This window comes from Nonomuraea sp. NPDC049637, from assembly GCF_040675235.1.
Lineage (GTDB): Bacteria > Actinomycetota > Actinomycetes > Streptosporangiales > Streptosporangiaceae > Nonomuraea.
Genome location: NZ_JBFAOM010000014.1, coordinates 1 through 26,546 on the forward strand (window position 1 = coordinate 1; position 26,546 = coordinate 26,546).

At 72.8% G+C, this 26,546-nt stretch carries 24 protein-coding genes; 7 read left to right on the forward strand and 17 right to left on the reverse strand.

Annotated features, from left to right (window positions below; translation table 11 throughout):
- Positions 1–59: 59 nt before the first annotated feature.
- Complete coding sequence (locus AB0J71_RS20600) at positions 60–698, reverse strand: hypothetical protein (protein ID WP_364391241.1); 639 nt, start codon at positions 696–698, stop codon at positions 60–62.
- Between the two features lie 224 nt (positions 699–922).
- On the opposite strand from AB0J71_RS20600, the gene AB0J71_RS20605 reads away from it, so the two are divergent.
- Genes AB0J71_RS20605 through AB0J71_RS20615 form a run of 3 tightly spaced genes read left to right on the forward strand, consistent with a single transcriptional unit; the run spans position 923 to position 3,541 of the window.
- The gene (locus AB0J71_RS20605; protein WP_352326652.1) at positions 923–2,401 is read left to right on the forward strand and encodes an aldehyde dehydrogenase; all 1,479 of its coding nucleotides are present in this window, start codon (positions 923–925) and stop codon (positions 2,399–2,401) included.
- On the forward strand, positions 2,398–3,123 hold the full coding sequence (locus AB0J71_RS20610; protein ID WP_352326650.1) for a gamma-glutamyl-gamma-aminobutyrate hydrolase family protein: 726 nt from the start codon (positions 2,398–2,400) through the stop codon (positions 3,121–3,123). Before AB0J71_RS20605 ends, AB0J71_RS20610 begins: the two co-directional genes overlap by 4 nt.
- Entirely contained in the window at positions 3,101–3,541 is a 441-nt protein-coding gene (locus AB0J71_RS20615; protein WP_352326648.1) for a GNAT family N-acetyltransferase, read from the forward strand. Before AB0J71_RS20610 ends, AB0J71_RS20615 begins: the two co-directional genes overlap by 23 nt.
- 45 nt (positions 3,542–3,586) lie before the next feature.
- On the opposite strand, the gene AB0J71_RS20620 is transcribed toward AB0J71_RS20615, so the two are convergent.
- Genes AB0J71_RS20620 through AB0J71_RS20635 form a run of 4 tightly spaced genes read right to left on the reverse strand, consistent with a single transcriptional unit; the run spans position 3,587 to position 7,621 of the window.
- Positions 3,587–4,435, reverse strand: coding sequence for a fumarylacetoacetate hydrolase family protein (locus tag AB0J71_RS20620; protein ID WP_352326647.1), 849 nt, complete (start codon positions 4,433–4,435; stop codon positions 3,587–3,589).
- Complete coding sequence (locus AB0J71_RS20625) at positions 4,428–5,336, reverse strand: 3,4-dihydroxyphenylacetate 2,3-dioxygenase (RefSeq protein ID WP_352326645.1); 909 nt, start codon at positions 5,334–5,336, stop codon at positions 4,428–4,430. Before AB0J71_RS20625 ends, AB0J71_RS20620 begins: the two co-directional genes overlap by 8 nt.
- Positions 5,329–6,789, reverse strand: a complete 1,461-nt coding sequence (locus tag AB0J71_RS20630) for an aldehyde dehydrogenase (RefSeq protein WP_352326643.1) — start codon at positions 6,787–6,789, stop codon at positions 5,329–5,331. Before AB0J71_RS20630 ends, AB0J71_RS20625 begins: the two co-directional genes overlap by 8 nt.
- 25 nt (positions 6,790–6,814) lie before the next feature.
- Positions 6,815–7,621, reverse strand: coding sequence for an acetoacetate decarboxylase family protein (locus AB0J71_RS20635; RefSeq protein ID WP_364415525.1), 807 nt, complete (start codon positions 7,619–7,621; stop codon positions 6,815–6,817).
- Between the two features lie 127 nt (positions 7,622–7,748).
- On the opposite strand from AB0J71_RS20635, the gene AB0J71_RS20640 reads away from it, so the two are divergent.
- Positions 7,749–9,074: a glutamine synthetase family protein gene (locus AB0J71_RS20640; protein ID WP_364415527.1), complete on the forward strand. Its 1,326-nt coding sequence runs from the start codon at positions 7,749–7,751 to the stop codon at positions 9,072–9,074.
- A gap of 4 nt (positions 9,075–9,078) precedes the next feature.
- Here the strand turns inward: AB0J71_RS20640 and AB0J71_RS20645 are convergent, their stop codons facing one another.
- The 3 genes from AB0J71_RS20645 to AB0J71_RS20655 are packed head-to-tail and all read right to left on the reverse strand — an operon-like array spanning position 9,079 to position 13,407.
- A complete protein-coding gene (locus AB0J71_RS20645; RefSeq protein ID WP_364415529.1) occupies positions 9,079–11,343 on the reverse strand; it encodes an arylsulfatase in 2,265 nt (754 codons plus the stop codon).
- Positions 11,340–12,293, reverse strand: coding sequence for an aldo/keto reductase (locus AB0J71_RS20650; protein WP_352326636.1), 954 nt, complete (start codon positions 12,291–12,293; stop codon positions 11,340–11,342). Before AB0J71_RS20650 ends, AB0J71_RS20645 begins: the two co-directional genes overlap by 4 nt.
- 10 nt (positions 12,294–12,303) lie before the next feature.
- Entirely contained in the window at positions 12,304–13,407 is a 1,104-nt protein-coding gene (locus tag AB0J71_RS20655) for a zinc-binding dehydrogenase (RefSeq protein WP_352326634.1), read from the reverse strand.
- Positions 13,408–13,490: 83 nt separating this feature from the next.
- On the opposite strand from AB0J71_RS20655, the gene AB0J71_RS20660 reads away from it, so the two are divergent.
- Positions 13,491–14,864: an amidohydrolase family protein gene (locus AB0J71_RS20660; RefSeq protein WP_352326633.1), complete on the forward strand. Its 1,374-nt coding sequence runs from the start codon at positions 13,491–13,493 to the stop codon at positions 14,862–14,864.
- A gap of 38 nt (positions 14,865–14,902) precedes the next feature.
- On the opposite strand, the gene AB0J71_RS20665 is transcribed toward AB0J71_RS20660, so the two are convergent.
- Positions 14,903–15,649, reverse strand: a complete 747-nt coding sequence (locus AB0J71_RS20665; protein WP_364391229.1) for an SDR family NAD(P)-dependent oxidoreductase — start codon at positions 15,647–15,649, stop codon at positions 14,903–14,905.
- Between the two features lie 114 nt (positions 15,650–15,763).
- On the opposite strand from AB0J71_RS20665, the gene AB0J71_RS20670 reads away from it, so the two are divergent.
- Positions 15,764–16,735 (forward strand): aldo/keto reductase, encoded by a 972-nt coding sequence (locus AB0J71_RS20670; protein WP_352331489.1) that lies wholly within the window; start codon positions 15,764–15,766, stop codon positions 16,733–16,735.
- Between the two features lie 53 nt (positions 16,736–16,788).
- On the opposite strand, the gene AB0J71_RS20675 is transcribed toward AB0J71_RS20670, so the two are convergent.
- Genes AB0J71_RS20675 through AB0J71_RS20690 form a run of 4 tightly spaced genes read right to left on the reverse strand, consistent with a single transcriptional unit; the run spans position 16,789 to position 22,049 of the window.
- A complete protein-coding gene (locus tag AB0J71_RS20675) occupies positions 16,789–17,700 on the reverse strand; it encodes an ABC transporter permease (protein WP_352329441.1) in 912 nt (303 codons plus the stop codon).
- Positions 17,697–18,641 carry an ABC transporter permease gene (locus tag AB0J71_RS20680; RefSeq protein ID WP_352329439.1) on the reverse strand — a complete coding sequence of 315 codons (945 nt, stop codon included), beginning with the start codon at positions 18,639–18,641 and terminating at the stop codon, positions 17,697–17,699. The genes AB0J71_RS20675 and AB0J71_RS20680 overlap by 4 nt, the downstream gene beginning before the upstream one ends.
- 9 nt (positions 18,642–18,650) lie before the next feature.
- Complete coding sequence (locus AB0J71_RS20685; protein ID WP_352329437.1) at positions 18,651–20,249, reverse strand: ABC transporter substrate-binding protein; 1,599 nt, start codon at positions 20,247–20,249, stop codon at positions 18,651–18,653.
- Positions 20,250–20,306: 57 nt separating this feature from the next.
- A complete protein-coding gene (locus AB0J71_RS20690; RefSeq protein ID WP_352329435.1) occupies positions 20,307–22,049 on the reverse strand; it encodes an ABC transporter ATP-binding protein in 1,743 nt (580 codons plus the stop codon).
- 214 nt (positions 22,050–22,263) lie between these two features.
- Here AB0J71_RS20690 and AB0J71_RS20695 point away from each other — a divergent pair, with 214 nt between their 5' ends.
- Positions 22,264–23,253, forward strand: a complete 990-nt coding sequence (locus tag AB0J71_RS20695) for a methyltransferase (protein WP_352329433.1) — start codon at positions 22,264–22,266, stop codon at positions 23,251–23,253.
- Positions 23,254–23,337: 84 nt separating this feature from the next.
- On the opposite strand, the gene AB0J71_RS20700 is transcribed toward AB0J71_RS20695, so the two are convergent.
- From AB0J71_RS20700 to hpaD, 4 genes are all read right to left on the reverse strand, one after another.
- Positions 23,338–23,925 (reverse strand): TetR/AcrR family transcriptional regulator, encoded by a 588-nt coding sequence (locus AB0J71_RS20700; RefSeq protein WP_352329644.1) that lies wholly within the window; start codon positions 23,923–23,925, stop codon positions 23,338–23,340.
- A 70-nt stretch (positions 23,926–23,995) separates the two neighbouring features.
- Positions 23,996–24,661: a GntR family transcriptional regulator gene (locus AB0J71_RS20705; RefSeq protein ID WP_352329646.1), complete on the reverse strand. Its 666-nt coding sequence runs from the start codon at positions 24,659–24,661 to the stop codon at positions 23,996–23,998.
- Positions 24,658–25,509, reverse strand: a complete 852-nt coding sequence (locus tag AB0J71_RS20710; RefSeq protein ID WP_364415531.1) for an alpha/beta fold hydrolase — start codon at positions 25,507–25,509, stop codon at positions 24,658–24,660. The genes AB0J71_RS20705 and AB0J71_RS20710 overlap by 4 nt, the downstream gene beginning before the upstream one ends.
- A 14-nt stretch (positions 25,510–25,523) precedes the next feature.
- Entirely contained in the window at positions 25,524–26,384 is an 861-nt protein-coding gene (gene hpaD, locus AB0J71_RS20715) for a 3,4-dihydroxyphenylacetate 2,3-dioxygenase (protein WP_352329649.1), read from the reverse strand.
- Positions 26,385–26,546: the final 162 nt, after the last annotated feature.

Sequence of the window (26,546 nt, forward strand, 5' to 3'; positions counted from 1 at the left end):
GCCGTCCCCGCGAACGCCGGCCCGCCTTGCCGTCCCCGCGAACCGCCGGCCCGCGGGGGTCACTCCTCGACGGTCTCCTCGTAGCCGATCGCGGCGTCCGCCGCGTCGCCGCCCGACTCGCGGGCCCGGTAGCTGTCGCCGCCGTAGAACCTGAAGGCGCCGTTGTCGGCCCGCTCGCCGACGGGCGGCACGCGGCCGTCGATGGCGATGTAGTACCAGCCGTAGCCGCCCTGCCGGTCCTCGCAGAAGTTGTTGACCACGCGCCGCCGGGACGGCTTCGCGACGCACACCTCGACCCACTCCGAGGGCGTCTCGATGGCCGTCTCGGCGCCGGGGCCGCCCTGCGGCGACGCCTTGGTGAGCTCGTCGTCCCCGGGGTCCTCGTACGTGCCGCCGTCGGCCCGCTTCCCCACCGCGGGGACGGTGGCGTCGCCGGCGTAGAAGTACCACGCGTAGCCGCGGCGCTCGTCCTCGCACGGGCGGTAGTCGGCCCTGGTCTGCGTGCCGGTGTCCACGCAGACGGCGATGCGGGCGGACCCGTCCTGGGCCGCGGCGTCGGACCCGTCGTCGGACCCGCCGTCGGGCTCGTCGTCGATGACCTCTTCGGTCTCCTCCGGCGAGGCCGGCGGGCCGGTGTCGGCGACGGTGCACCCGGCGGTCAGCGCGGCGACGAGCGCGAGGCAGGCGAGTCGTAACAAGGATCCTCCACGGAAGGGTGACGACCGGCCAACGACCGGGCCGCCGGGCCCGGTTCCCCGCGCGCGGCGGCAGGCCATTGACGGCCGATCGTTTGGGACCATACATTTTCGGAGCACCCGTCCGCGACAGAAGGGCCGACGATGCCGGTCAACGGCGACATGCCGACGCTCGACCAGACGTTCGCCACCGAACAACACGGGGCCACCGGCGAGCGGGGCACGTCGTGACCCACGAGGAATGGCTGAGCCGGGCCGCGGCGGTCACGCCGCCGTCCGCGCACCACGTCGACGGCGCCGACGAGCCCGGCGGCGCGTCCTTCACGGTGCGCTCGCCGCGCGACGGCCGGGTGCTGGCCGAGGTGGCCGACGGCGGCGAGGCGGAGGTCGGGCTCGCGGTGTCGGCGGCGCGGCGGGCGTTCGACTCGGGCCCGTGGCCGCGGATGGCGCCCGCCGAGCGCGGGCGGGCGCTGGTGCGGCTGGCGTCCCTGATCGAGGAGCGGCGCGAGCACCTGGCGCTGCTCGTCAGCCTGGAGATGGGCAAGCCGATCACCGACGCGCACGACATCGAGCTGCGCGCCGCGATCACCACCTTCCGCTGGTACGGCGAGCTGGCCGGCAAACTGGCCGACGAGGCCCCGCACGTGCCCGCCGACGCCCTCGCGCTGGTCACCCGCGAGCCCGCCGGCGTCGTCGGCGCGGTCGTGCCGTGGAACTTCCCGCTCACGCTGGCCTCGTGGAAGGTGGCCCCCGCCCTGGCCGCGGGGTGCACCGTCGTGCTGAAGCCGTCGGAGCTGTCGCCGCTGTCGGCCCTGGAGCTGGGGCGGCTGGCCACCGAGTCCGGGCTGCCGCCGGGCGTGCTCAACGTGGTCGCCGGCGACGGCCCCACCGCCGGGCGGGCGCTCGGCCTGCACCCCGGCGTGGACGTGCTGGCCTTCACCGGCTCCACCGCCGTCGGACGGCACTTCCTGCGTTACTCGGCCGACTCCAACCTCAAGCGCGTGTGGCTGGAGCTGGGCGGCAAGTCGCCCAACATCATCCTTCCCGACGCCCCCGACCTGGAGGCCGCCGCGGCCACCGCCGCCTGGGGCGTCTTCTTCAACCAGGGCGAGATGTGCACCGCGCCGTCCCGCCTGCTGGTCCACCGGTCGGTGGCCGACCGGGTGACGGAGGCCGTGGTCGCCCGGGCCCGCGCGCTGCGCGTCGGCGACCCGCTCGACCCGGCCACGGAGATGGGCGCCCTGGTCGGCGAGGCCCACCTGGAACGGGTGCGCGGCCACGTCGAGGCGGGTCTCGCCGAGGGCGCGCGGCTGCGTACGGGCGGCGGCCGCATCCTGGCCGGCACCGGCGGCGCCTACCTCGAACCCACCGTCTTCGACCGGGTGGACCCCGGCTCCCGGCTGGCCAGGGAGGAGATCTTCGGCCCGGTGCTGTCCGTGCTGGCCTTCGACGACGTCGAGGAGGCCGTCCGCCTGGCCAATGACACCGAGTACGGTCTCGCGGCCGGCCTGTGGACCTCCGACCTGGGCACCGCGCACCGCATCGCCCGCGCGCTGCGGGCGGGCACCGTCTGGGTCAACTGCTACGAGGAGGGCGACCTGACCGTGCCCTTCGGCGGCATGCGGCAGTCGGGCAACGGCCGCGACAAGTCGGCGCACGCGCTGGAGAAGTACACCGAGCTCAAGACCACCTGGATCCAGCTGTGAGACCCCTGATCGCGATCCCCGCCCGCTTCTCCGCCACCGCCTCGGCCCTGCGGTACGCCGCCGAGGTGAGCGCCCGCGCCCTGGTGGAGGCCGTGTGGCGGGCGGGCGGCGAACCGGCGACCATCCATCCGGCGGCCGCGGACGACGTGGCGGGCCGGATGGCCAGGTTCGACGGCCTGCTGCTGCCCGGCGGCGGCGACGTCGCCCCCCACCGCTACGGCGCCCCCGACACCCACGAGGACGTCTACGACGTGGACGACGACCAGGACGCCTTCGACCTGGCCCTGGCCCGCCACGCCCTGGCCGCCGGGCTGCCCACGCTGGCGATCTGCCGCGGCCTGCAGGTCGTCAACGTGGCCCTCGGCGGCACGCTGGAGCAGGACATGGGCGGCCCCGAGGGCGGCCACCGGCACGTCGTGCACCCGGTGTCGCTGCGCCCCGGCACCCTGCTGGAACGCGCGACCGGCGCGGCGAAGATGGAGGCGTCCTGCTTCCACCACCAGCGCGTCGAGCGGCTCGGCGACGGCCTGTCCCCCGCCGCGCACGCCGCCGACGGCACGGTGGAGGCCCTTGAGCACGGCGGCGCGCCCGGCTGGTTCACCGCCGTGCAGTGGCATCCCGAGGACACCGCCCACCGTGATCCGGCCCAGCAAGCCCTGTTCGACGCGCTCGTCCGCGAGTCGGGGCATCATGGCTGCCATGATCCGCGCCGCCGTCCCTGACGACCTGCCCGCACTCCATGACCTCGCCGTCGCCTTCTACGCCGAGGACGGCTTCACCACCCCGGCGCAGACGCTGAAGGCCAACCTCGCCAGGCTGATCGCCGAGCCCGGCGTCCGGGTGGCGGTGAGCGAGAGCGCGGGCCGGCTGGTCGCGTTCGGCATCACCACCACCACGTTCGGGCTGGAGCAGGGGCTGTACGCCGAGCTGGAGGACCTGTTCGTCGCGCCGGAGGCGCGGCGGCGGGGCGAGGCGGAGCAGCTGATCGAGGACAGCCGCCGGTGGGCCGCCGCCCGCGGCTGCACGGCCCTGGAGGTCGTGATCGCCCCGAACGGCGCCGACGTGAGCCACCTGTTCGCCTACTACGGCAAGCGCGGCTTCCGCGACGAGGGCCGCCGCATCCTCAGCCACCCCCTGTGAACGCCCGGGGCGGCCGTCCGCCGCCCCGGGCGGCTCACGGGCGGCTCACGAGCGGCGCGGCGGGCGGACGCCGCGGAACTCCCAGTCGCCGCCGAGCGCGGTCGAGCGCACCTCCTCCGACTCCGTCGGCTGCGCGCCGACGTCGGAGCGGATCGGCACCGGCCCGGTCACGACGTGGTTGGTCAGCCGGCCGAGCCCTTCGGCCTCGACCTCGACGACGTCCCCCGGCCGGACGGGCCGCGAGCCCGCCGGGGTGCCCGACAGCAGCACGTCGCCGGGGAAGAGGGTGATCGTCCGGGCGATGTCGGCGACCAGGTAGTGCATGTCCCAGGTCATCTCGTCGGTGTTGCCGTCCTGGACGACCTCGCCGTTGACGTACGTGCGCAGGCGTTTGCCGCGGAAGTCCCAGCCGGTCACCAGGCCGGGGCCGAGCGGGCAGAGCGTGTCGGAGCCCTTGACGCGCAGCATGGAGCCGGCGTCGGTGTCGCGGAAGTCGTGCAGCCCGAAGTCGTTGGCCACGGTGTAGCCCGCGATGTGCGCGCCGGCCTCGGAGGGGGCGATGTTGCGGCAGGTCCGCCCGATGACGATGGCGATCTCGCCCTCGTAGTTGAGCCACTTGCAGCCCTCGGGCCGCACGACCGCGCCCCGGTGGGAGTTGAGCGAGGAGGTGGGCTTGTGGAAGTAGGTCGGCGCGTCCGGCAGCCGGGTGCGGAACTCCTCGACCCGGCTGCGGTGGTTGAGGTGCACCGCGATGATCTTCGTGGGGACGACCGGCGGCAGGTGCGCGGCCTCGTCGGCGCCGATCCGGCGGCCGTCCGCGGCGACGAGCTCGTCCCCGTCGCGGACGGTCTCGGTGACGGCGCCGTCCAGCAGGACGCGGCGGTACTCAGGCATGGGCGTTCTCCTGTCGGGGTGCGGTCCAGCCGCCGGACGGGCGGTCGAACCAGAGCAGGGCCTGGCCGGTGCCGACGGAGTTCTCGTACTCGCCGTACTGGCGGGCGGGGGCCGTGCAGCGCTCCTCGCCGAGGGCGCCGGCCAGCATGACGTAGTGGTGGAAGCGGGCCTCGGGCTTGTACGTCCGGAACTCCGGCATCGTGCGCAGCACCTCGTCGTGCCGGCCCTGCCGGAACCATTCGATGCGCCGCAGGTCGGCGGCGCGGGCCTCGGGGGTGAAGACGTGCCGCGGGTCGCTGGACTCGTGGTCGCGCAGCTCGCGCAGCGGCCAGAACGTGTGCGACAGCGCGCCGGAGGCGATCACCAGCACCCGGCGGTCGGTGGCCGCGACGCCGTCGGCCAGCGCGCGGCCGAGCCGCAGGTGGTCCTCCATGTCGCCGGTCTGGCAGACGCCGATGCTCACCCAGCGCTTGGCGGGCAGGCCCTCGCCGAGGTACTTCCACAGGTTGGTGGTGGCGTAGTAGATCGGCAGGTACTCGTCGTCGATGGGGGTGATCCAGGTGCCGTGCCGGCCCGCGAAGGAGGCCACGCTGCGGGCCAGCTCGGGGTCGCCGGGGAAGTCGTACGGCATCCGGCACATGCCGCGCGGCAGCTCCTCGGAGGTGTACAGCCCGGCCCGGCGCGCCTGCGCGGTGACCACGAACTCGACCGTGGTGGCCCAGTGGGAGTCCAGCACCACGACGGTGTCGTAGTCGTCGCGCTCGAAGACGTCCCTGCGCAGCTCGCGCAGGCCGGTGACGAGGCTGATCTCCTTGCCCTCGTTCAGCTCCAGCCGGGTGCGCTCGGGCAGCACGATGGTGGGCACGTGCGCGAGCAGGCCCGCCCCGACGATCTCACCCATGGTCGTTCCAGCCCTTCGGCGCGGTGACGGTGTTCTTCAGGTCGCAGTAGAAGTCGAAGCTCCAGGTGCCGCCCTCGCGGCCGACGCCGGACTCGCGGGAGCCGCCGAAGGGCGCGCGCAGGTCGCGCACGAAGAAGCAGTTGACCCAGACCGTGCCCGCGACCAGTTGCTCGGTGACCCGGCGGGCGCGCTCGCGGTCACCGGTCGCGACGGTGGCGGCCAGGCCGAAGCGGGTGTCGTTGGCCAGCCGGACGGCTTCCTCCTCGGTCTCGAACGTCTGGAGCGTGAGCACCGGGCCGAAGACCTCCTCCTGGACGATCTCGCTGTCCTGGGCCACGTCGGTGAGCAGGGTGGGCCGGTAGTACAGGCCGTCCCCGCGCTCGCCGCCGATGACGGCGCGGGCCCCGGCCGCGAGGGCCCGGCGGACGAACCCGTCGATCTTCTCCACCTGGCGCGGGTGGATGTTGGGGCCGACGTCGGTGGCCTCGTCCCGCGGGTCGCCCTGGACCAGGGCCGCGGCCCGCTCGGTGAAGCGCCGGACGAACTCCCCGGCGATCGGCGCCTCGACCAGCAGCCGGGTGGCGGCCAGGCAGACCTGCCCGGCGTTGTCGTACTGCTCGACGGCCAGGTCCACGGCGAGGTCGAGGTCGGCGTCGGCGAAGACCAGCAGCGGCGACTTGCCGCCCAGCTCCAGGCTGAGCGGGGTGAGGTTGGCGGCGGCCGAGCGGGCGATGCGCCGCGCGGTCGGCACCGAGCCGGTGAAGCTGACGCGGCGCACGCCGTGGTGCTCGACCAGAGCCTGCCCGGCCTCCTCGCCGAACCCCTGGACGACGTTGAGCACGCCGTCCGGCAGCCCGGCCGCGGCGGCGATGTCGGCCAGCAGGGAGGCGGTGAGCGGCGACCACTCGGCGGGCTTGAGCACCACCGTGTTGCCGGCGGCGAGCGCGGGGGCGATCTTCCAGGTGGCCAGCATGAGGGGCGCGTTCCACGGCGTGATCAGGGCGCAGGGGCCGGCCGGGTCCCAGGAGACGTGGTTGGCGTGGCCGCGGGTGTCGAAGTCGTCGTGGCCGAGGCTCTCCAGCCAGTCGGCGAAGAAGCGGAAGTTGTGCGCCACGCGGGGCATGACGCCGCGGCGGTGCGAGCGCAGCAGGGCGCCGTTGTCGCAGGTCTCGACGGCGGCCAGCTCCTCCAGCCGCTTCTCGACGCCGTCGGCGACGGCCCGCAGCACGGCGGCCCGGCCGGCGCGCGGGGTGGCGGCCCAGCCGGGGAAGGCGTCCTGGGCGGCGGTGACGGCGGCGTGCACCTCGTCGGGGCCGCCGCGGGCGATCTCGCCGAGCGCGGCGCCGTCGATGGGCGAGAGGTCGGTGAACGTGCGCGCGGAGGCGACGCGCCGGCCGCCGATCCAGTGGCGGGTGTCGACGGTGACCCCGGCGACGGTGATCTGTTCGGACATGTCGGGTGCTTCCAATCTCAAGGGGCTAGTGCGCGCCGGAGGTGCCGGATTCCAGCAGCGTGCCGCCGTCCCACACCACGCCGACCTGGCGGAAGTAGGCGCCGATGGGCTCGCGGACGGCCAGCCGGGACAGCTCCTCGGTGGGGGCGTCGAACAGCTCCAGCTCGGCCTCGCCCGCCCACGCCTGGCCGGCCTCGAAGGCGGCGGCGCCGGACTCGATCAGCTCGTCGAGCGCCAGCCCGCCGCCCTTGCCGATGGCGGGCAGCCAGCGGTGGTGGGCCATGGGGTGGCCGTTGACGAACCCGTTGTGCGGCGACGGCTCCCGCAGGGTCACCACGGCCTGGGCCAGGCGGCGGTCGGCGGCGGCCAGCGTCGCGCCGAACCGGGCGCCCGCCTCGATGCGGGGCGCGGGGCCGTACGGGTGCGGCCTGGTCTGGTGGATCGACCCCAGCTTCTTCGGATAGCCCTGGTGCAGCCCCCTGGCGAGGGCGAAGTCCTTGTCCACCCAGATGTAGACGCACCTGGAGTAGGTCCGCCCCCGGTAGGAGCACCGGACGACGGCGAAGGCCTCCTTGTACTGCGAGCGCACCGGGTCCAGCAGCTCCTCGCCTGAGGCGGCGCAGGACTGCCAGTCGGCCCAGATGAGCGCGACCGCGCCCGGGTCCTCGGCGGCGAGCTCCAGCGGCTCGGGCAGCAGCTCACGCACCCGGTCGGGGTCGGTGCGGTACTCGATCGTGAGCAGGTCGCCGGAGTAGTGCCAGGGCGGCTCCGGGACGAGGGACGAGCGGCCCGTGGCCGTCTTGGGGTGGAAGTAGCCGCGGACGCCGGCCAAGATGGTCCTCCTGGAACTCGTTTGGTTCCAAATAAAATATGAACATCCAGGCCGATCGGTCAACAGCTCTTGCGGCAGCCAATACGCGCCCGTTACGTTTGGCGTCAAACGACCCAAGGAGAGACCGGTGCAGCAGCACATCGACCGCCTGACCGAGCGGGGCGTCGACGTGGTCCGCGTGACCTACCCCGACCTGACCGGGACCGACCGCGCCCGCGACGTCCTGCTGGAGGCGCTGCCCGACGCCCTCGGTCACGGCCTCGCCTTCTGCCGCGCCGTCTACCACTCCACCCCGCGCGGCGGCACCGCCGACATCAGCGGCGGCCTGGACGCGGGACTGCCCGACATCGCCGTCGTGCCCGACCTGGCCACGCTCGCGCCGCTGCCGTGGGAGCCCGGCGTCGCCTGGTGCCACGGCGACGTCGTCGACCCGGCCACCGGCGCACCGGCCCCCGAGTCGCCCCGCGACCTGCTGCGCGCCGTGCTGGCCCGGTGCGCCGAGCAGGGCCTGCGCCCGGTCGTCGGGCCGGAGCTGGAGTACTTCCTGTGCGACCCGGCCCCCGCGGGCGGCTGGCAGCGCTACGCCGAGGCCACCGGCAACGTCTACACCGCCGGCCGCCGCGGCGACCCCGACGGCCACCTCACCCGCACGCTGCGCCACCTGCGCGACCTCGGCCTCGGCGTGACGGCGGGCAACCACGAGTTCAGCAGCGGCCAGTTCGAGATCAACCTGCGGCACTCCGAGGCCCTCGACGCGGCCGACCGGGCCTTCTGGTTCAAGGCGGCGGTCAAGGAGCTGGCGCGGGTGGAGGGCAGGCTGGCGACGTTCATGGCCAAGCCGTTCAACGACGAGGGCGGGTCGGGCTTCCACCTGCACCTGTCGTGCCTGGGCGAGGACGGCGGCAACGCCTTCGACGACCCGGCCGCGCCGTACGGGCTGTCGGCGACCGCGCGGCACGCGATCGCGGGCGTGCTGGCCCACGCCCCCGCGCTGGCGGCGCTGGCCAACCCGACGGTCAACTCCTACAAGCGGTTCGGCCCCGACACGCTGGCCCCCTGGCTCGTCGACTGGGGGCTCGACAACCGCAGCGCGATGCTCCGCGTCCCGCCGGAGCGCGGCGCGGGCGCCCGCTTCGAGCTGCGGCTCGGCGACGCCAGCGCCAACCCGTACCTGCTGGTCGCCGGGACCGCGGCCGCCGCGCTGCTGGGCGTGCGGGCGGCCGAGGAGCCGCCCGCGCCGCTCGTCGGGTACGGCTACGACGCCTCCAAGGCCCCGGTGCTGCCGATGACCCTGCCCGAGGCCCTGGACGCCCTGGAGGCCGACGGCGAGCTCACCGAGCTGCTCGGCAAGGACTTCACCGCCGCCTTCCTGGCCTACAAGCGCGACGAGGTCGCCCGCTTCCAGCGGCACGTCACCGACTGGGAGTTCGGCGAGTACGCCTACCACCTGTGAGCCGTCATTCGATCGCGCGCTGCGCCAGGTCCTCGGCCAGCGCGATGATCTCCGGGTTGTAGGGCGCCTTCTCCCCCGGGACGTACCGCACCCGGTCCAGGCCGCGCCGGTAGCGGAACACGCCCCGGCGCTCGTGCAGCTCCCAGTCCACCGGGCCGCCGTAGTCGAAGCCGACGCTGATGCCGGTGAAGGGGGCCATGCCCACCAGCTGCGGGACCCGCTCGACGGCCAGCGCCGGCTCGCCGTCCACCAGCACCTCGATGTCCCAGCGCACCTCCGGCAGCGCCGTGAAGCGGGCCGTGACGGTCACCGGCCCGGCCGCCGGGAGCGGGCCGGCCGCCCGCACCGGCACGCCGTAGGCGTTGTACGTCAGCCGCAGCTCGCCGTCCTCGACGTACAGGACGTAGCCGCCGCCCTGGTCGCCGTGGGCCACGATCACGCCCTCGTCACCCGGCTGCCGCTCCAGCCACGCCTCGATCGTGAACGACCGCAGGGCGGTGAGCCTGCTCGACCGGAACCGCTCCAGCACCGGGGTCCCCGGGTGGATCGTGACCGGCTCCGACAGCGCCAGCTCGGCCGGCGGCCGGGTGTTGAGCATGTCCGGCGTGTCGGCCAGCGGGAAGACCGTGTTGAGCCAGGCCGCCGCCCGCCACTTCGCGGCCAGGTCGGCCACCCGTTCCGGCTGCTCGGCGGCCAGGTCGGTGGTCTCGGCCGGGTCGCGGGCGATGTCGTACAGCTCCCAGCCGTCGTCGGTGAACGGCGTGCCGGGCAGGTGCGGGGCGATGAGCTTGTAGTGGTCCTCGAAGTAGCCGCGCTGCCCGCCGCTCTCGACGTACTGCGAGCGGTGCCGGCTCGGCCGGTCGCGCTCGCGCAGGAAGTGGTCGAACGGCACGCCGTCCACGTCCTGCGGCAGGTCCAGGCCGGCCAGCGTGAGGAGGGTGGGCGCGACGTCGGTGACGTAGGCGTACTGGTCGCGCACGCCCGGGTCGCCGGCGTCCCTGGGCAGCCCGGCCGGCCACGACAACACGAACGGCACGTGGATGCCGCCCGCGTAGGCGTGGCCCTTGTAGAGGCGGAACGGGGTATTGGAGACGTTGCCCCAGCCGCGCGGGTAGTGGCCGTGGACCTGGGGGCCGCCGACGAGGTCGAGGTCGCGCAGCACGTCGTGGCACCAGTCGTCGGGCAGGCCGGCCAGGTGCACGAAGCGGCTGAGGTAGCTGCGGGTGCCCTCGGGGCCGCCCTCGGCGGTCGCGCCGTTGTCGCTGGTGACGACGATGACGGTGTTGTCGTACTCGCCGATGCGCTTGAGGTGCTCGACCAGCCGGCCGAGGCTCTGGTCCACGGCGTCCACGGCGGCGGCGTAGACCTCCATGTGGCGGGCGTACAGCTCGGTGCGCTCCTCCCACGGCGCCAGGTCCGGGTCCGAGGGGCGGGTGCCCTCGGGGAAGAGGCCGTCGCGGAGCTGGCGGGCGAAGCGTTCCTCGCGGATCCTGGCCCAGCCCGCGTCGTAGCGGCCACGGTACTTGGCGACGTCGGCCGGCTTGGCCTGCACCGGGCCGTGCACGGCCTGGTGGGCGAAGTAGAGGAAGAACGGCTTGTCGGCGTCGTTGGCGCGCAGGCCGTTGATCATGCCGATGGCGCGGTCGGTGAGGGCGTCGGTCAGGTAGAAGTCGTCCGGGAAGCCCTCGTCGGGGATCGGGCCGTTGTCGCTGATCAGGCGGTGCGGGTGGAACAGGGACGTGAAGCCGTCCATGGAGCCGTAGTAGCGGTCGAAACCCCGCTGGAGCGGCCAGGAGCTCTTGTCGGCGCCGTCGTGCAGCTTGGACTCGATGGTCAGGTGCCACTTGCCGACCATGAACGTCGCGTACCCGCCGGCCCGGAACGACTCGGCCAGCGTGGGCACCTCCCGCGGGATCTCCATCCGGTAGCCGGGGTAGCCCGGGTCCACGTGGGCCACCATCGCGAACCCGGCCCGGTGCGGGTTGAGCCCGGTCATCAGGGCGGCCCTGGAGGGCGAGCAGAGCGGGGTGCTGTGGTAGTTGGTGAACCGGTAGCCCGACTCGGCCAGCGCCTGCACGTGCGGCGTGTCGATCTCCGACCCGAACGGCGACAGGTCGCTGAACCCCAGGTCGTCCACCAGCACGACCACCACGTTGGGCGCCCCGGGACGCGCCCGCCGCGGCCGCGGCCACCAGGGCGTGGACTGCGAGGCCAGCTCGCGGGCCGTGCCGCCGAAGCCCTCGTACCCCCTGCTCGGCGGCGTGCTCACGGACCCTCCGGATCGACGGCGTCCCGGTCGGCCCACAGCGGCGCCACCCGGGCCCGCAGCTCCTCGGCGCCGACCCGCTCGACCAGCTCCACGGCCGCCAGGTTGTCGCGCAGCTGCTCCAGGCTGGTCGCGCCGAACAGCGTGGTGGTGTTGGCCGGGTGGGTGAGCGTGAAGGCCACGCACACCTGCGCCGGGGTGGCGTCCAGGTCGGCGGCGATCGCGGCCAGCTCGGCCGCCGAGGCCGCGATGCGCTCCCTGATGCCGCCGGGGTCGCGGCCGACCTGCCGGTCCACGCCCTTGCCCAGCAGCACGCCGCCCTCCAGCACGTCGGAGGACTGCAGCGTGACGCCCTGGGCGAAGATGCGGGCGAACGGCGCGCCGTCGGGGATCGAGCGGCGCGAGACGCTGTACTTCAGCTGCGCGATGGCCGGGCCCTCGACGCCCTCGCCGGCGGCGGCGTCGATGAGCGTCTGCACGTTCGACGCCGACCAGTTGTTGACGCCCCAGCTGCGGATCAGCCCTTCCTTCGCCAGGCCGGCCAGGTCGAGGACGAGCCGGTGCAGGTCCACGCCGTCGTGCCGCAGGTCGCCCAGCACCACGAGGTCGGCGTGGTCGGCGCCGGCCCGGAACAGGGCGTTGAGCAGCTGGTCGCGCAGGCTGTGCTCCGGGTAGCCCTCCAGCCACAGCTTGGAGGAGAGCAGGTAGTCCTCGCGGCGCAGGCCGGCCGCGCGCACCAGGGCGGAGAAGATCACGTCGGTGAACACGGGCGGCATGCCGGGGAAGCCGTACACGCCGACATCGAACAGGTCGATGCCGTGGTCCACGGCCTCGCGGATCATGGCGACCGCGTCGTGGAAGTCCATGCGGTCGTAGGTGTGCCAGGAGCCGAGCGCGAGCACGCCCGTCTCCGGTCCGGTGCGCCCGATGCGGCGGCGCGGGATGGTCTGCACGATGGGTCTCCTAGGGCAGGCGGGGGTCGACGACGGCCTTGATCTGGCCGAGCCTGGACATCGACTCGACGCAGGCGGTGGCCTGGGCCAGGCCGACGGGCTCGCTGAACAGCTCGTCCCACGGCATGCGGGCGGCGAAGGTCTGGAAGAACTCGATCGAGCGGTGGTAGTCGGCGATGTCGCCGTTGAGCGAGCCGACGACGGTCAGCTCCTTGCCCATGACCGCGCCGAGCGGCACGGGCGCGAGCTCGAACCCGGTGGAGCCGACGATCACGACGGTGCCGCGCTGGGCGGCCACCGCGACCGCCTCCTCGGCCACGGTCGGCGCTCCGGCCAGGTCGAACACGTAGTCCGCGCCGCGCTCCCCGGCCAGCTCCCTGATCCGGGCGACGCGCTCGTCCTTGCCCAGGTCGGTCGAGACGGTCGCGTCGGCGCCGAAGCGCCGGGCGGCGGCCAGCCGGTCGTCCGGGCCGCCCACGGTGATGACGGTGCCCGCGCCGGCGATCCTGGCGACGGCCGTGGCGAAGATGCCGAGCGCGCCCGCGCCCTGCACCACCACGGTGGAGCCGGTCCTGATGCCGCCGGCCCGGTCCACGGCGCGCAGCACGGTCTTGGCCGCGCAGCCCGACATCGAGGCCCAGGTGTCCTTGACGTCGGCGGGCAGCAGCAGCTTGGCCGCGCCCGGGGTCACGTAGCAGTACTCGACCAGGCCGCCCGTGGCGTACGGGGGGCGGTCGGCGCGCTGGGTGAAGCCGTAGCCGCGGTTGGCGCAGGCGACCGGCTGGCGCAGCACGGCGCAGCCGTAGCAGTGGCCGCAGGTGGACTCCGACCAGCCGATGCGGTCGCCCGCGCCGATCGGGCGGCCGAGGGCGTCGGTGGTGCCGGGCCCGGCCTCGACGACCTCGCCCACCATCTCGTGGCCGAGGATCATCGGCAACATCCCGGGGAAGGTCATCTGGCCGGCCCACAGGTGCACGTCGGTGCCGCACAGGGTGGTGCACGTGATGCGCACCAGGGCGGCGCCGGGCTCGACGGCGTCGGGCAGCGGTACGTCCTGAAGGCTGAGGGGCTTGCCGTGCTCGGTGAGGACGGCGGCGGCGGTTCTCGTAGGCATGGTCACCTTCGTGGCTTTCGACCGTTAAGTGTGGTTAATCTACACTCGTTGACAAACAATTACAGCCCCTCAGGAGGAACCCGGTGTCAGCGGACGAGTACGCGGACCTCGTGGCGGTCGGCGGCAACGTGCTCACCTTCGACGCCCGCGACGGGCGGGCCAGCGGCCTGGCGGCGCGCGCCGGCCGCCTGGTGGCGGTCGGGACGGACGAGGAGGCCCTGGCGCACGCCGGGCCCGGCACCCGGGTGCTCTCCCTGGCCGGCCGCACGGTCCTGCCCGGCATCAACGACTCCCACCTGCACGCCACCTGGCTGGGAGCGGTCTGGCCGGACACGCTGATCAGCGAGCAGGGCCTGGCCGCCCACCAGGGCCGGCTGCTGGCCGACGAGGAGTCCAGGCGGGCCGCCATCCTGCGCGCCGGGCAGATCTGCGCCTCGCTCGGCATCACCAGCTACACCGAGCCCGGCCTCGGCCCCGGCGAGGACGACGGCGAGACCGGCTGCTTCTCGCAGGCCGTCCTGGACACCTACGCGACGCTGGCGAAGGAGGGCGAGCTGCGGGCACGCGTGACCGCGTTGCGGCTGTTCGGCGCCCTCGACGGCCCCAGCACCCTGGAGGACGTCGCCGCCGGCCTGGACGCGCCCCTCCCCCGCACCGACCCCGCCTGGCTCAACGTGACCGGGCTCAAGATCTTCGCTGACGGCATCCCGCCCATGGGCTCGGCCTGGACCTGTCACCGCTACACCTCCGGCGGCCACGGATCGCTGCTGGTCGCGGGGGCGGACGACGCCGCGCGCGAGCACAACCTGCGCACCATGATCCGGCTGGCGCACCGGGCGGGCCTCCAGGTGGGCGTGCACGCCACCGGCGACCGGTCCATCGACGCGTTCGTGGACACAGTGGCAGAACTGGCGGCCGAACCGGCGGGCGAGCGCGGGGCCGGGAGGCGGCACTACGTCATCCACGGCGACCTGGTGAACCCCGCCCAGATCGCCCGCATGGCCGCGCTCGGCATGGGCCTCACCACGCAGCCGATGATCGCGGCCGCCACCGCCGACTGGGTGGCCGGCGCGCTCGGCCCGGAGGTCGCCGGGACGGCCTGGCCGCTGCAGGAGCTGCTGGCCGGCGGGGTGACGTTCACCCTGAGCAGCGACGGGCCGGTGACCACGCCCGACTGGCGGGCGCAGGTGGCGGCGGCGTGCGGGCTGCTGGGCGAACGGGCGCCGCGCCCCCGGCTGATGGCCCGCCTGCTGCGCTGCTACACCACCGCGCCCGCCGTCCAGGACGGCGCGGAGGCGTGGAAGGGGTCGCTGGAGTGGGGCAAGGCCGCCGACTTCTGCGTGCTGGAGCGCGACCCCCTCGAGGTCGCCCCGGCGGACCTGCCGCAGGTCGCGGTCGACGCCACCGTGACCGCGGGCCGGGTCGTCCACCTGCGCGACGGGGTGTCCCTGGACTGATGGGCGGGGCCGGGTGGCGGCCCGGCCCCGCCGCCGGGTCAGGCCAGGAGCTGGCCGCCGTCCACCTGGAGGCTGACGCCGGTGATGTGGCGGGCGCCGTCGGAGGCCAGGAAGAGCACGGCGGGCACGATGTCGGCCACCTGGGCGATCGAGCCCAGCGGGATCCGGGCCTCCCACGCCTTCCTGGCCGCGTCGTCGGTGGCGAACATGGCCGTCATCGGCGTGAGCACCGGGCCGGGGGCGACGCCGTTCACGCGGATGCCGTGGGGGGCCAGCTCGATGCCGGCCGAGCGGGTCAGGGCGTCGATGGCGGCCTTGGTGGCCTCGTAGTGGCCGAGGCCGGGCGTGGGCTGGCGGGCGCCGATGGAGGAGATGTTGACCATGCAGCCGCGTACGCCCCGCTCCACCATGTGCGCCCCGACGGCCCGGGTCATCAGGAAGGTGCCGCGGAAGTTGACCCGGGCGCAGGCGTCGAAGACGTCCACGTCGAGCCCGATGAGCGGGCCGCCGCCCGCGGTGTGCCCGGCGTTGTTCACCAGCACGCCGATGTCGCCGTGCGCGGCGGCGACGGCCGCGACGGCGGACTCGACGGAGGCGGCGTCCCCGACGTCCACCTGGACGTGGTGGGCGCCGAGCTCGGCGGCGACCGCCCTGGCCCGCGCCTCGTCGAGGTCGGCGATGACGACCCGGTCGCCCGCCGCGGCGAAGGCTTCGGCGACGCCGCGGCCGATGCCGCTCGCGCCGCCGGTGACGAGGACGGTCCTGGGAACGACAGGTTCGCTCATGTGGGGGTTCCTGTTCGGTGCGGGCCTTCGCAGACGGGGCTGCGCGGGCGTCCTGGGTTTATTATTATACAAGCGTAGACAAAAAAGGCTTCATCCGGCAGGGAGTGGATCGACGTGAGCGACACACAGCGGGTTCCGGCGCGGCGTCTCGGACCGGGCGGCACGACGACGTCCCTGTTCGGGCTGGGCTCCTGGAACACCTGGGACCGCATGGAGTTCGGCGACGCGGTGGCCCTGATCAGGGCGGCCCTCGACGCCGGGGTGACCCTCTTCGACGTCGCCCACTACAACATGGGCCCGCACGCCGAGCAGGCCCGTACGGACCTCATCTTCGGCCGGGCGGTGCGCGAGGCGGGCGCGAGCCGGGACGACTGGCAGCTCTGCGGCAAACTGTGGCTGTGGGAGTACCCGCGCACGGGCTTCCGCGAGCAGCTCGACGTCAGCTTCGAGCGCGTCGGCGTCGAGAGCGCCGAGACCGTCGTGGTCGGCGACTACATGCAGCGGCCCGACATCCGGCGGATCGTGACCGACGTGGCCGAGCAGATCGCGGCCGGCCGCTTCACGAGCTGGGGCGTCAACAACTGGATCGCCGAGGACGTCGATCTCGCGCTGAGCTTCGCCGCCGAGGAGGGCCTCACGCCGCCGAGCTTCGCCCAGCTCAAGTACAGCATCGCCCGGCGTTCGATGGCCGAGGGCGGCTTCTACGGCCGGCACTTCGCCTCCGGGGCCCTGGCGCTGCAGGCCAGCGACGTCTTCGAGGGCGGCATCCTGGTGGGCAGGAAGTTCCCCGAACGGAAGATCGGCGCGGACCCGGGCGGCATCCGGGAGGCCGTCAGGCAGGCCGCGGACGCCGTCGCGCGGGTCGCGGCCGAGTTCGGCGCGACGCCCGCCCAGGTCGCGATCGTGTTCTGCCTGGAGCACCCGGCGGTGGCCAACGTGCTGTTCGGGGTGAGCAGGACGGCCCAGCTGGAGGACAACCTGGGCGCGTTGCGGCTGTGGCGCGAGCACGGCCCGCAGGTGCGCGCGGCCCTGGCCGACCTGTGGCTGGACCGCGACGTGCGCGCCGACGGCGTCTGGACCCCCTGACGCGGACGCGGGGACTCCCGGCGATCGCCGGGAGTCCCCGCACGCGCCCGCCGTCACCGTGCGGGACGCCGGGTGCGCAGCTTCTGCAGCTCGCTCATCGACCGGGCACGCGCGTCCACCACGTTGCGCATGCTCGACCCGATGAGGTTCAGCAGCAGCACGCAGAACATGATCGCCGCACCCGGCAGCACGATCAGCCACGGCGCCTGCGTCAGGTACGACCGCCCCTCGGCGATCATGTTGCCCCACGTCGGCGTGGGCGGCGCGATGCCCAGCCCGAGGAAGCTCATCGCGCCGTCCACCAGCATCGCCGAGGCCGACAGGATCACGACCTGCACCAGCGCCAGCGGCAGCACGTTGGGCAGCACGTGCACGAAAAGGATCTTCGCCGGCCGCATGCCGGACACCCGCGCCGCCCCGATGTACTGCCGCGCCGCCACGCCGAGCACCCGGCTGCGGATCACCCGGGCCGTGAACGGCGTGAAGATGACCGTCAGCGCGATCAGCTCGGTCCAGATGCTGGCGCCGAGCCCGATGGCCAGCGCCATGGCCAGGATGATCGCCGGGAACGACATCCAGGCGTCCATGATTCGCATGACGATCGCGTCCACGGCCCGGTAGAAGCCGCTGACCAGGCCGATCACCATGCCGGTGAACGCCGCGCAGAGCGTGATGAGCGCCGAGAGGCCGAGCGAGGCCCGGCCGCCGGAGACCAGGCGGCTCAGCACGTCCCGGCCGTAGGAGTCAGTGCCGAGCAGGTGGTCGGCCGAGGGTGGCAGCAGCCGGTGCACCGGGTCGGTCGCGTTCGCGTCCGGCAGGACCACCGGCAGCAGCACGACGGCCAGCACGACCAGGACGAGCAGCGCGGCGGCGGTGATCAGCACCCGGTTGCGGCGCCAGGCGCGGGAGGCCGCGGAGGGCCGCCCGGCCGTCCCGACGCGCCCGGCGACGGCCTCGGAAGTCACGAAACACGCACCTTGGGGTCGAGGAGGGCGTAGGACAGGTCGACGACCAGATTGACGACCACGAACATCAGCGCGACGAACAGCGTCACGCCCTGGACGAGCGGGAAGTCCCGGGTCGAGACCGCGCCCATGAGCAACGAGCCCAGCCCGGGGATGACGAAGATCGACTCGATGATCACGATGCCGCCGACCATCATCGCGAAATTGCTGCCGAGCTGGGTGATCAGCGGCATGAGCGCGTTCGGCAGCACGTGCCTGAGCATGACCTGCCGCTCCGACAGGCCCTTGACCCGCGCGGTGCGCAGGTACGTCTGGGGCAGCTCGCCGAGCACGCTCTCCCGCAGGGTCAGCGTGAACAGCGCCGACTGCCCGATGACCAGGCACACCACCGGCAGCACCAGCATCGGCACCCCGGCGACCGGATCGGCGAACAGGTCGGCGTACCCGCTGGAGGGGAACCAGCGCAGCGACACGGCGAACACCAGCACCAGGATCAGCGCGATCCAGAAGTCGGGGATCGCCATGCCGAGCGAGGAGAGCAGGTTGAGCGCGCGGGCCACGGGGTTGCGCGGCGAGACCGCGTTCCACGAGGTGACCAGCACCGCGACGACGAAGCTGAGGACGGTGCTGAGCACCGCCAGGGTCAGCGTCGGGACGAAGTGCTCGGCCACGACCCCCACCACCGGCGCGTGGTAGGTGATCGACGAGCCGAAGTCGCCGCCCGCCACGTTGCCGAGCCAGCTCAGGTACTGCTCCCACAGCGAGCCCGTCAGGCCCATGCTCTGCCGCAGCGCCTCGACGTCCTGCGGCCTGGCCGTCGGGCCGAGGATGGCGATGGCCGGGTCGCCCGGGATCAGGCGGATGACGAAGAACATCATCGTGCCCACGATCAGCAGGATGACGACCAGGTCACGCAGCCGCCGGAGCAGGAGTCCCGCCATGTTCCCCCCTCACTTCTGCAGCCAGGAGTTCCAGAACACGCGGTAGAACGTGTCGTACCCCTTGAGCTTGGGCGAGTAGGCGGCGTACAGCTTCGACTGGCTGATCGTGATGACCGGGAACTGCTGCCACACGAACGCCTGGAGCTGGTCCATCAGCGTCCTGGCGGTCTCGGGGGAGGTCGCGGCGTTGTAGTCCTCGATCAGCTTGGCCATCTCGGGCGAGCCGGAGCCGTTGAACGCCCCCAGGGTCAGCGCGGGCATCTGCGAGGGCGAGGTGAGCGCGGCGTTGAAGAACAGGGTGGTGACGTCCCAGCCGCCGGGGTCCTTGGTGATCGTGCCGAGCATCGTCGGGAAGTCGTAGGTGTCGATCTTCGTCTTGATGCCGATCTTGGAGAGCTGGTCCTGCAGCAGCACCGCCCACTGGCTGAACTGCGGGTAGCTGCTGGAGGTCAGGATGCGCACGGTGTCACCGGCGTTGACGCCGGCCTGCGCGAACAGCTCCTTGGCCCGGTTCGGGTCGTGCTGCTTGTAGACGTCGTCGCCGGCGGTGGAGTACAGGCCCTTGTTGTCCTGCGAGACCAGCGCGCCCACCTCGACGGTGAGGTCGGGGCCGCCACCGGTGGCGGCGTTCAGCGCGGGCTTGTCCATCAGCAGGTTGAGCGCCTGCCGGGCGCGCACGTCGGAGAACTTGGAGCCCTTGTTGAAGTTGGGGATCAGCACGTTCTGGTTGGCCCCGGCCAGGTTCGACACGACCACGGCGGGGTTGTTCTTCAGCGGGGTGTACTGGTCGTCGCCCGGCATGGCGTGCGCCCACTGGCCGGTCTGCAGGCCGTTGACCACGGCGTCCTGGTCGGCGACGACCTTGTAGGTGACCGTGTCGAGGTAGGCGTGCTTGGCGCCGGCCTGGCCGCCCCAGTCCTCCTCGGTGCGCGACTTGTAGCCGTCGTAACGCTCCAGCACGACCTGCTGCCCGATGTCCCAGCTCTTCAGCTTGTACGGCCCGGTGCCGACCGCGCCCTCCTTGGCGAAGCCGGTGGCCGGCACGTTCTTGAGGTTCTTGGCCTCGTAGATCTCCGCGCCGGGGCTGGCCAGCTCGTCGATCAGCGGGTAGCGCGGCTTCTTCAGCTCCAGCGTGACCGTGCGGTCGCCGGTGGCCTTGAGGCTCTTGACGTCGGCGGCCACCTGCTGGCCGGTGACGTGGCTCTTCAGCCAGCGCTCCAGGCTGGCGACCACGTCGGCGGCGGTGAGCGGGGCGCCGTCTTGGAACGTGACACCGGCGCGCAGCTCGAAGGTGTAGGTGAGCCGGTCGTCGCTGCGCTTGTAGGTGTCGACCAGCATCGGCCTGGCCGTGAAGGTCTTGTCGACCTCGAAGAGCTTCTCGTACAGCATGTTGCCGATGTGGGCGGTGACCTGGCCGGGGTTGGCGACCATGTCCAGCGACTGCGGGTCGGTCGGCACCGCGACCACGAGGTCGCCGCCGCGTACGGGGGGGCCGGCGTCGGCGGACGAGGAGGACGACGTCGCGCCGCCCGCGCAGCCGGAGAGCAGCAGGGCGCTCGCCGCGGCGGCGGAGACGAGCCCGGCCCTCAGGCTCTTGAGCACGTTCATGGTGGGTTCTCGCTCTTGCTCTAAAAGGGGGGACAGAAGGAGAAGGTCGGCCCGGGGCTATCCCACGTATGCCGACAAGTCGGGGTTCGCGGCGAGGAGCCGGCGCGTGTACTCGTGGGTGGAGGAGGAGGCGATGGTTTCCGGGGCGCCGACCTCGACGAGGTCGCCCTTGTACATCACGCCGACGCGGTCGGCCACCGACAGCACCAGGCTGAGGTTGTGCGTGATGAACAGGAAGCTGATGCCGTGCGAGCGGCGCAGCTGCAGGAGGAGGTTCATGACCTGGCCCTGGACGGAGACGTCGAGGGCGGAGGTGGGCTCGTCGGCGACGATGAGCTTCGGCTCGGCGGCGACCGCGCGCGCGATGGACACGCGCTGGCGCATGCCGCCGGACAGTTGCGAGGGCAGCTTGCCGGCGCAGTCGGCGGGCAGGCCGACCTCGTCGATCAGCTCGGCCACCCGCCGGTCGAGGTCCGCGCCGCGCAGCGGGGTCAGCTCGCGCAGCGGCTCGGCGATGATGCGGGCCACGGTGTGCCGGGGGTCGAGCGAGCTCTGCGGGTCCTGGAAGATCAGCTGGGTGGCGCGGCGGAAGGCGCGCTCGTCGCCGCGCAGCCCCGCTTCGGTGATGCGGTGCTCGCCGAAGGAGATGCTGCCCGAGGTCGGCCGTTCCAGGGCGCTGACCATGCGGCCGAGCGTCGTCTTGCCCGAGCCGGACTCGCCGACCAGGCCGAAGAACTCGCCGGGCGCGATCTCCAGCGAGACGCCGCCGACCGCGCGCACGCTCGCCCGGCGGCCGGTCCGGTAGACCTTGGTGACGTTCTCGACGACCAGGGGCGGGGTGCCGGTCACCGTCCCCGGCTCGTCGCCGAGCGCCGGCGTCTCGGTCACGGTCCCGCCGGAGCTCCCTGGCCTGGCCCCGGCGTCGGTGGCGGCCCGCAGCCTGGTCTCCGAGATCGTCGGGAAGCCCGTACGGCGGCTGACGCCGAGCTGTGGCACGCATTCCAGCAGTGCCTTGGTGTACGGATGCGTAGGCTTGCGGAGGATGTCCATCTTGTCGCCGACCTCCACCAGCCTGCCCCGGTACATGACGGCGATCCGGTCGGCGATCTCGGCGGCGACGCCCATGTCATGGGTGATGAACACGCAGGCGGTCCGATGCTCACGCTGCACGCGACGGAACAGCGCCAGGATCTCGGCCTGCGTGGTCACGTCGAGGGCGGTGGTCGGCTCGTCGGCGATGAGGACGTCGGGGTCGGACATCAGCGCCATGGCGATCATCACGCGCTGCTGCATGCCGCCGGACATCTGGTGCGGATAGAGCGCCATGATCCGGTCGGTGTCGGCCAGCCCGACCTCGGTGAGCAGGCTCCTGGCCTTGGCCTCGGCCTCGCGGCGCAACCGGCTCCCCCGGCGCAGCGCCTGCCGGGGCAGCGCGCCCTCGGGCCGGTAGCCCTCGATGAGCTGCACGCCGACGCGCTGGGCGGGGTTGAGCGAGTCCAGCGCCTCCTGGAAGATCATGCCGATCCGGGCGCCCCGGTAGGCGCGCATGCCTTCGGCGCTCAGCCGCGTGACGTCCACGCCGCCGACCTCGATCGCGCCCTCGGTGTAGGCCGGGGCCACGAACTCCAGCAGCCGGATGATCGACAGCGCCGTCACGGTCTTGCCGCTGCCCGACTCCCCCACCACGCAGAGCGTCTGCCCGGAGGCGACGTCGAGGGTGAGCCGGTGGACGAGTTCCTGGGGCTCGGCGTCCTCCCGGGTGACGCCGATGGTCAGATCCGTCAGAGTGAGCAGCGACATGCGCGAGAGCTCCATTCCAGGCACCGGTCCCGTGCTCGAAGTGGGGCACGCAAACCCACACTGAGCTGCCGAAAAGCCATGTTCGAGCCAGATAGTTCTACAAAGGTTGACAGAGGGTCCCCCTACTGTCAACGGTTATTCCACGTTCGTAGACAGAGGGTCTATGGTGAACGTCTACATTCGTAGACAATACAGAAAGGGCAGGGCCTTGACCATGTCCACGCCTTCCCCCACGCCGGATCCGATCGTCGCCATCGCCACCGGATACATGGGCGCCAAGCAGCTCTTCGCGGCCAGCCGCATCGGGCTGTTCGAGGCGCTCGCGGACGGCGGGCGCAGCGCCGGGGAGATCGCGGCGGCCACCGGCGTCACCCCCCGCATGGCCCGCATCCTGGCCGACAGCATGGCCGGGCTCGGCCTGCTGACCAGGACCGACGGCCGGTACGCCCTCGGCGCCGACGCGGCCGGCTACCTGGCCGGGCGGAAGTCGTCCGAGCTGGACCTCGGGCCGTTCCTCACGTTCCTCAACCAGATCAGCTACGGCCACTGGCTGCAGTTCGACACGACCGTGGACACCACCGAGCCGGGCGTCCTGGACACCTCGGGCGACCGGTGGGGCACGTTCATGGCCGGGGTCATGACGTACAACAGCCTGCACGCCAGGATGCTGGGCGGCGCGTTCGACTTCTCCGGCTTCCGCAGCCTGCTGGACCTGGGCGGCCTGTCCAGCGCGTTCGCCTTCGAGGCCCTGCGCGCCAACCCGGAGCTGCGGGCCTCCTTCGTGTACGACCCGACCTTCGCCGACTCCGTCACCCAGCAGGTGGCCGAGGCCGGGTTCGCCGACCGGGCCGAGGTGACCGGCGCCCCGACCGACACGGCCACGCCCGCCGGCCCGTACGACCTGGTCATGGTCAACCACGTCATCCACCGCTTCGGCGTCGAGCAGAACCGGGCCATCCTGCGCAACGCCCGCGCGGCGGCGGCGCCGGGGGCCCGGCTGCTGCTGCTCGACTTCTTCCTCGACGACGACGCCGAGCAGCGGGCCATCGACGCGCTGCACGCCGGGGAGTACCTGGTGATCGACGGGACCGTCGTCTACGAGGAGTCGCAGGTGCGCGCCTGGCTCGACGAGGCCGCCTGGAAGCCGGTGGACAAGCTGGCCCTGCCGGGCAGCCCGCGCGTCATCGTGGCCGAAGCGGTCTGAGCACGACCCGGGCCGGGCACGACCCGGCCCGAGCATGACGCGGCCCGCGCCGCCCAGGTGGCGGCGCGGGCCGGAACGCGCGGGTCAGGGCCGGGAGATGCGGTCGAAGAACGACTCCAGATGCCGCTTCTGCAGCTCGACCGTGGAGAACTGCGGGCCGACCAGGCTCATCACGTTGGCCCCTGCGTTGAGCAGCACGAGCTCGTCCACGAGCTGCTCGTCGGGGATCGAGGTGCGGATGTCGCCGTCGGCGCGCCCCTCCTCGATCAGCCGGTGCAGCATGCCGCGCCAGGCGCGCAGGTGCTCCAGGTACTTGTCGTACAGCTTGGGGTTGGTCAGCGAGGTCTGCCAGAAGATCAGCAGCACCCGGCCGGCCGTGATGCGCTCCTCGTCGATCGGCATCGCGGCCTCGCACATCTCGCGCAGCGCGCCCAGCCCGCGGCGGCCGTCGAGCTTGACGTAGCTGGTCACGATGGCCAGGGCGCGCTCGTACGTCGCCTCGATGATGTCTTCCTTGCCGGGGAAGTAGTGCTTGAGCGCGCCGTTGGCGAAGCCCGCCGCGTTCGCGATCTCACGCATGGTGGCCGCCTCGATGCCCCCCTTCGTGATCAGGTCCCACGTGACGTCGATGATGTCGCTGCGACGCTGGTCGTGGTCGATGATCTTGGGCATGCGGCACCCCTCCGTACGGCGTTTCGTCTACCAGTGTAGGACAAAATGCCGGGAGGGCATGACCCGATCGTTAGCCGCGGGTGACCCGGACGTCATAGAGGGCGCCGGCGGTGTTCGTCTTGTGCGCGCAGGCCAGCCGTTCGATCTCGGCGGGGTCGGCTCCCCCGGCGATGAGATCGAGCAGGTGCTCGTGCTCCTCGACCGAACGGCGGGCCCGGCCCGGCAGGTAGCCGAACACCGAGCGCCGCATGTGGTCCAGCCTGGTCCATTCGGCCTCCAGCAGGAAGTTCAGGTGCTCGTCGTCGCAGTGCTCGTAGACCGAGAAGTGGAAGGCGCGGTTGAGCGCGGTGAACGCGGTGGGGTCGAAGGAGTCGAGCGCCTGGAACAGCCGGGCGTTGATCTCGCGGGAGCGCGCCACGTCCGCCGGGCCCATGCGCGGGGCCGCGACGGCGGTCGCGTACCCCTCCAGCCGGGCCAGCACCTCCAGCGTGTGCCGCACCTGCGCCGCGTCGAAGACCGCGACGCGGGCGCCGACGTTGCGCACGACCTCCACCAGCCCGTCGGACTGCAGGCGGCGCAGCGCCTCGCGCAGGGGGATCGTGCTGACGCCGATCTCCCGCGCGAGGCGGTCCATGACGAGCTGGTAGCCGGGGCCGTAGGTGCCGTCCAGGATGCGCGAACGCAGGATCTCGTAGCTGAGCTCCGCCTTCGACGCGACTCCGCCGGTGCTGGTCACGTGCCGGACACCGGGCCGGACGCCGTGCCCGACGCCGTGCCCGACGCCGTGCCCGACGCCGTGCCCGACGCCGTGCCCGACGCCGTGCCCGACGCTGTGCCCGACGCTGTGCCCGACGCTGTGCCCGACGCCGGGCCGAGCGCCTCGCGGAGCACGGCGCGGAACTCGGGGCCGGCCAGCGCGCCGCGGTGGTCGCCGGGGACGGTGACCAGCCGGGCGCCGGGGGCCAGCGCGACGACGTTCTCGATGCCGGAGGTCATCATGTCCTGCGCGCCCGCCACGAACACCGGCGGCGTGCGCCCGGCCCAGCCCTTGGGCTCGAACGGCGTGCCGCGCAGGCCCTCGACCAGCCGGACCAGCCCGGCGGCCCGTTCGGGGTCGCCGCCGGAGGCGCCCGCGATCATCGCCGCGATCATGCCGGTCATCGGGTCGCCCGGCTCGCCGCCCGCGACGGCCGAGCGCAGCGCCGCCACGTCCAGCGCGGCGAACGGCTCGAACGGGCTGAGCCCGCCCAGCACGACCGCGCGCACCCGGTCGGGGGCCAGCTCCGGCAGTTCCCAGGCGAGCCGGGCGCCGAGCGAGTACCCCACCACGTCGAGCGGCCCGTCGCCGGCCACCGCGAGCAGCGCGGCCGCGACCTCGGGCGCGCCCGCCGGCCCGGCCGGGACCGGGCTCTCGCCGTGACCGGGCAGGTCGGGCACGACGACCACGCGCCCGCCCGCGGCCAGCTCCGCCGCGATCCCGGTCTCCACCCAGTCCTGCCGCCCGCTGGAGGCGAACCCGTGCAGCAGCAGCACGGGCGGCGCCCCCGCGGGCCGGTCGGGCGTGAACGTCTGTACGGCCGTCATGTGCGCCGGCTCCTTCATCTCGTGTGGTACGCGGGTACGGGGAAGTCGACGACCACCTGGCCGGTGCCGCTGCTGCCGAAGTACGGGCACAACTGCTCGCCGCGCCCGGTGTACTCGCGCCAGCCCAGCAGCCCGAACAGCATGGCGGTGTCGGCCATCGCGCCCTCGCCGGTGCACCGCTCGTTGTAGTCGGGCAACATGTCGAGGAACTCCGGGATGCGCCCTTCGTCCCACATCTCCAGCACCGCCTGGTCCACCTTGCGGTTCAGCTCGCTGCTCACGTCGTCGAGCAGCGACTCGGCGATCTCGTTGGGCGGGAAGGCGTGCGAGAGCGACCCGCTGGCCAGGAAGGCCACCTTCCTGTCGCTGCGGCGCACGGCCCGCATCAGCGCCTCGCCGATCCGCCGGTTCTCCTCGACGGTCGAGTAGATGTTGCAGCCGATGGGCAGGACCCGGATGTCGGCGTCCTGGTTCATGAAGTACATCGGCACGAGTGTGGCGTACTCCAGGCCCAGGTCCTGGTAGGTGTGCACGCGGGCCTTCTGGCCGCCCGCGACGATCTCCTCGCGGATCAGCTCGGCCAGCTCGGGATCGCCCGCGTAGTCGTAGGCGAGGTCGTGGATGAAGTGCGGCAACTCATGGCTGACGTACGTGGCCTGGTGGCGCGGCTTGCCGTTGAGGTGGAAGCCGATGCTGTTCATCCAATGGGTGTCGGCGATCAGGAACGTGTCCGCGCCGCGCTCGCGCGCCCGCCTGCCGACCTCGGTGAGGGCGAGCTCCGCGGGCCGGCGGATGCCGAAGTGTCTGCCGGGCTGGATCGACAGCCAGATCGACGGCACGTGCGTGATCTTGGCGGCCAGCACGATCTCTCCCATCACGCCACTCCCCGGCCTGCCTGGGCGGTCTGAGCCATCATCCGCACTCTCCTCTCCACTGATGACGTGATGAGCATCATGTAGGCATCTGAGGGGGTATGTCGATATTGTTCCACATGCCATAACATAAATGATGTCGTATATGATTTGGAAGGAGACGAG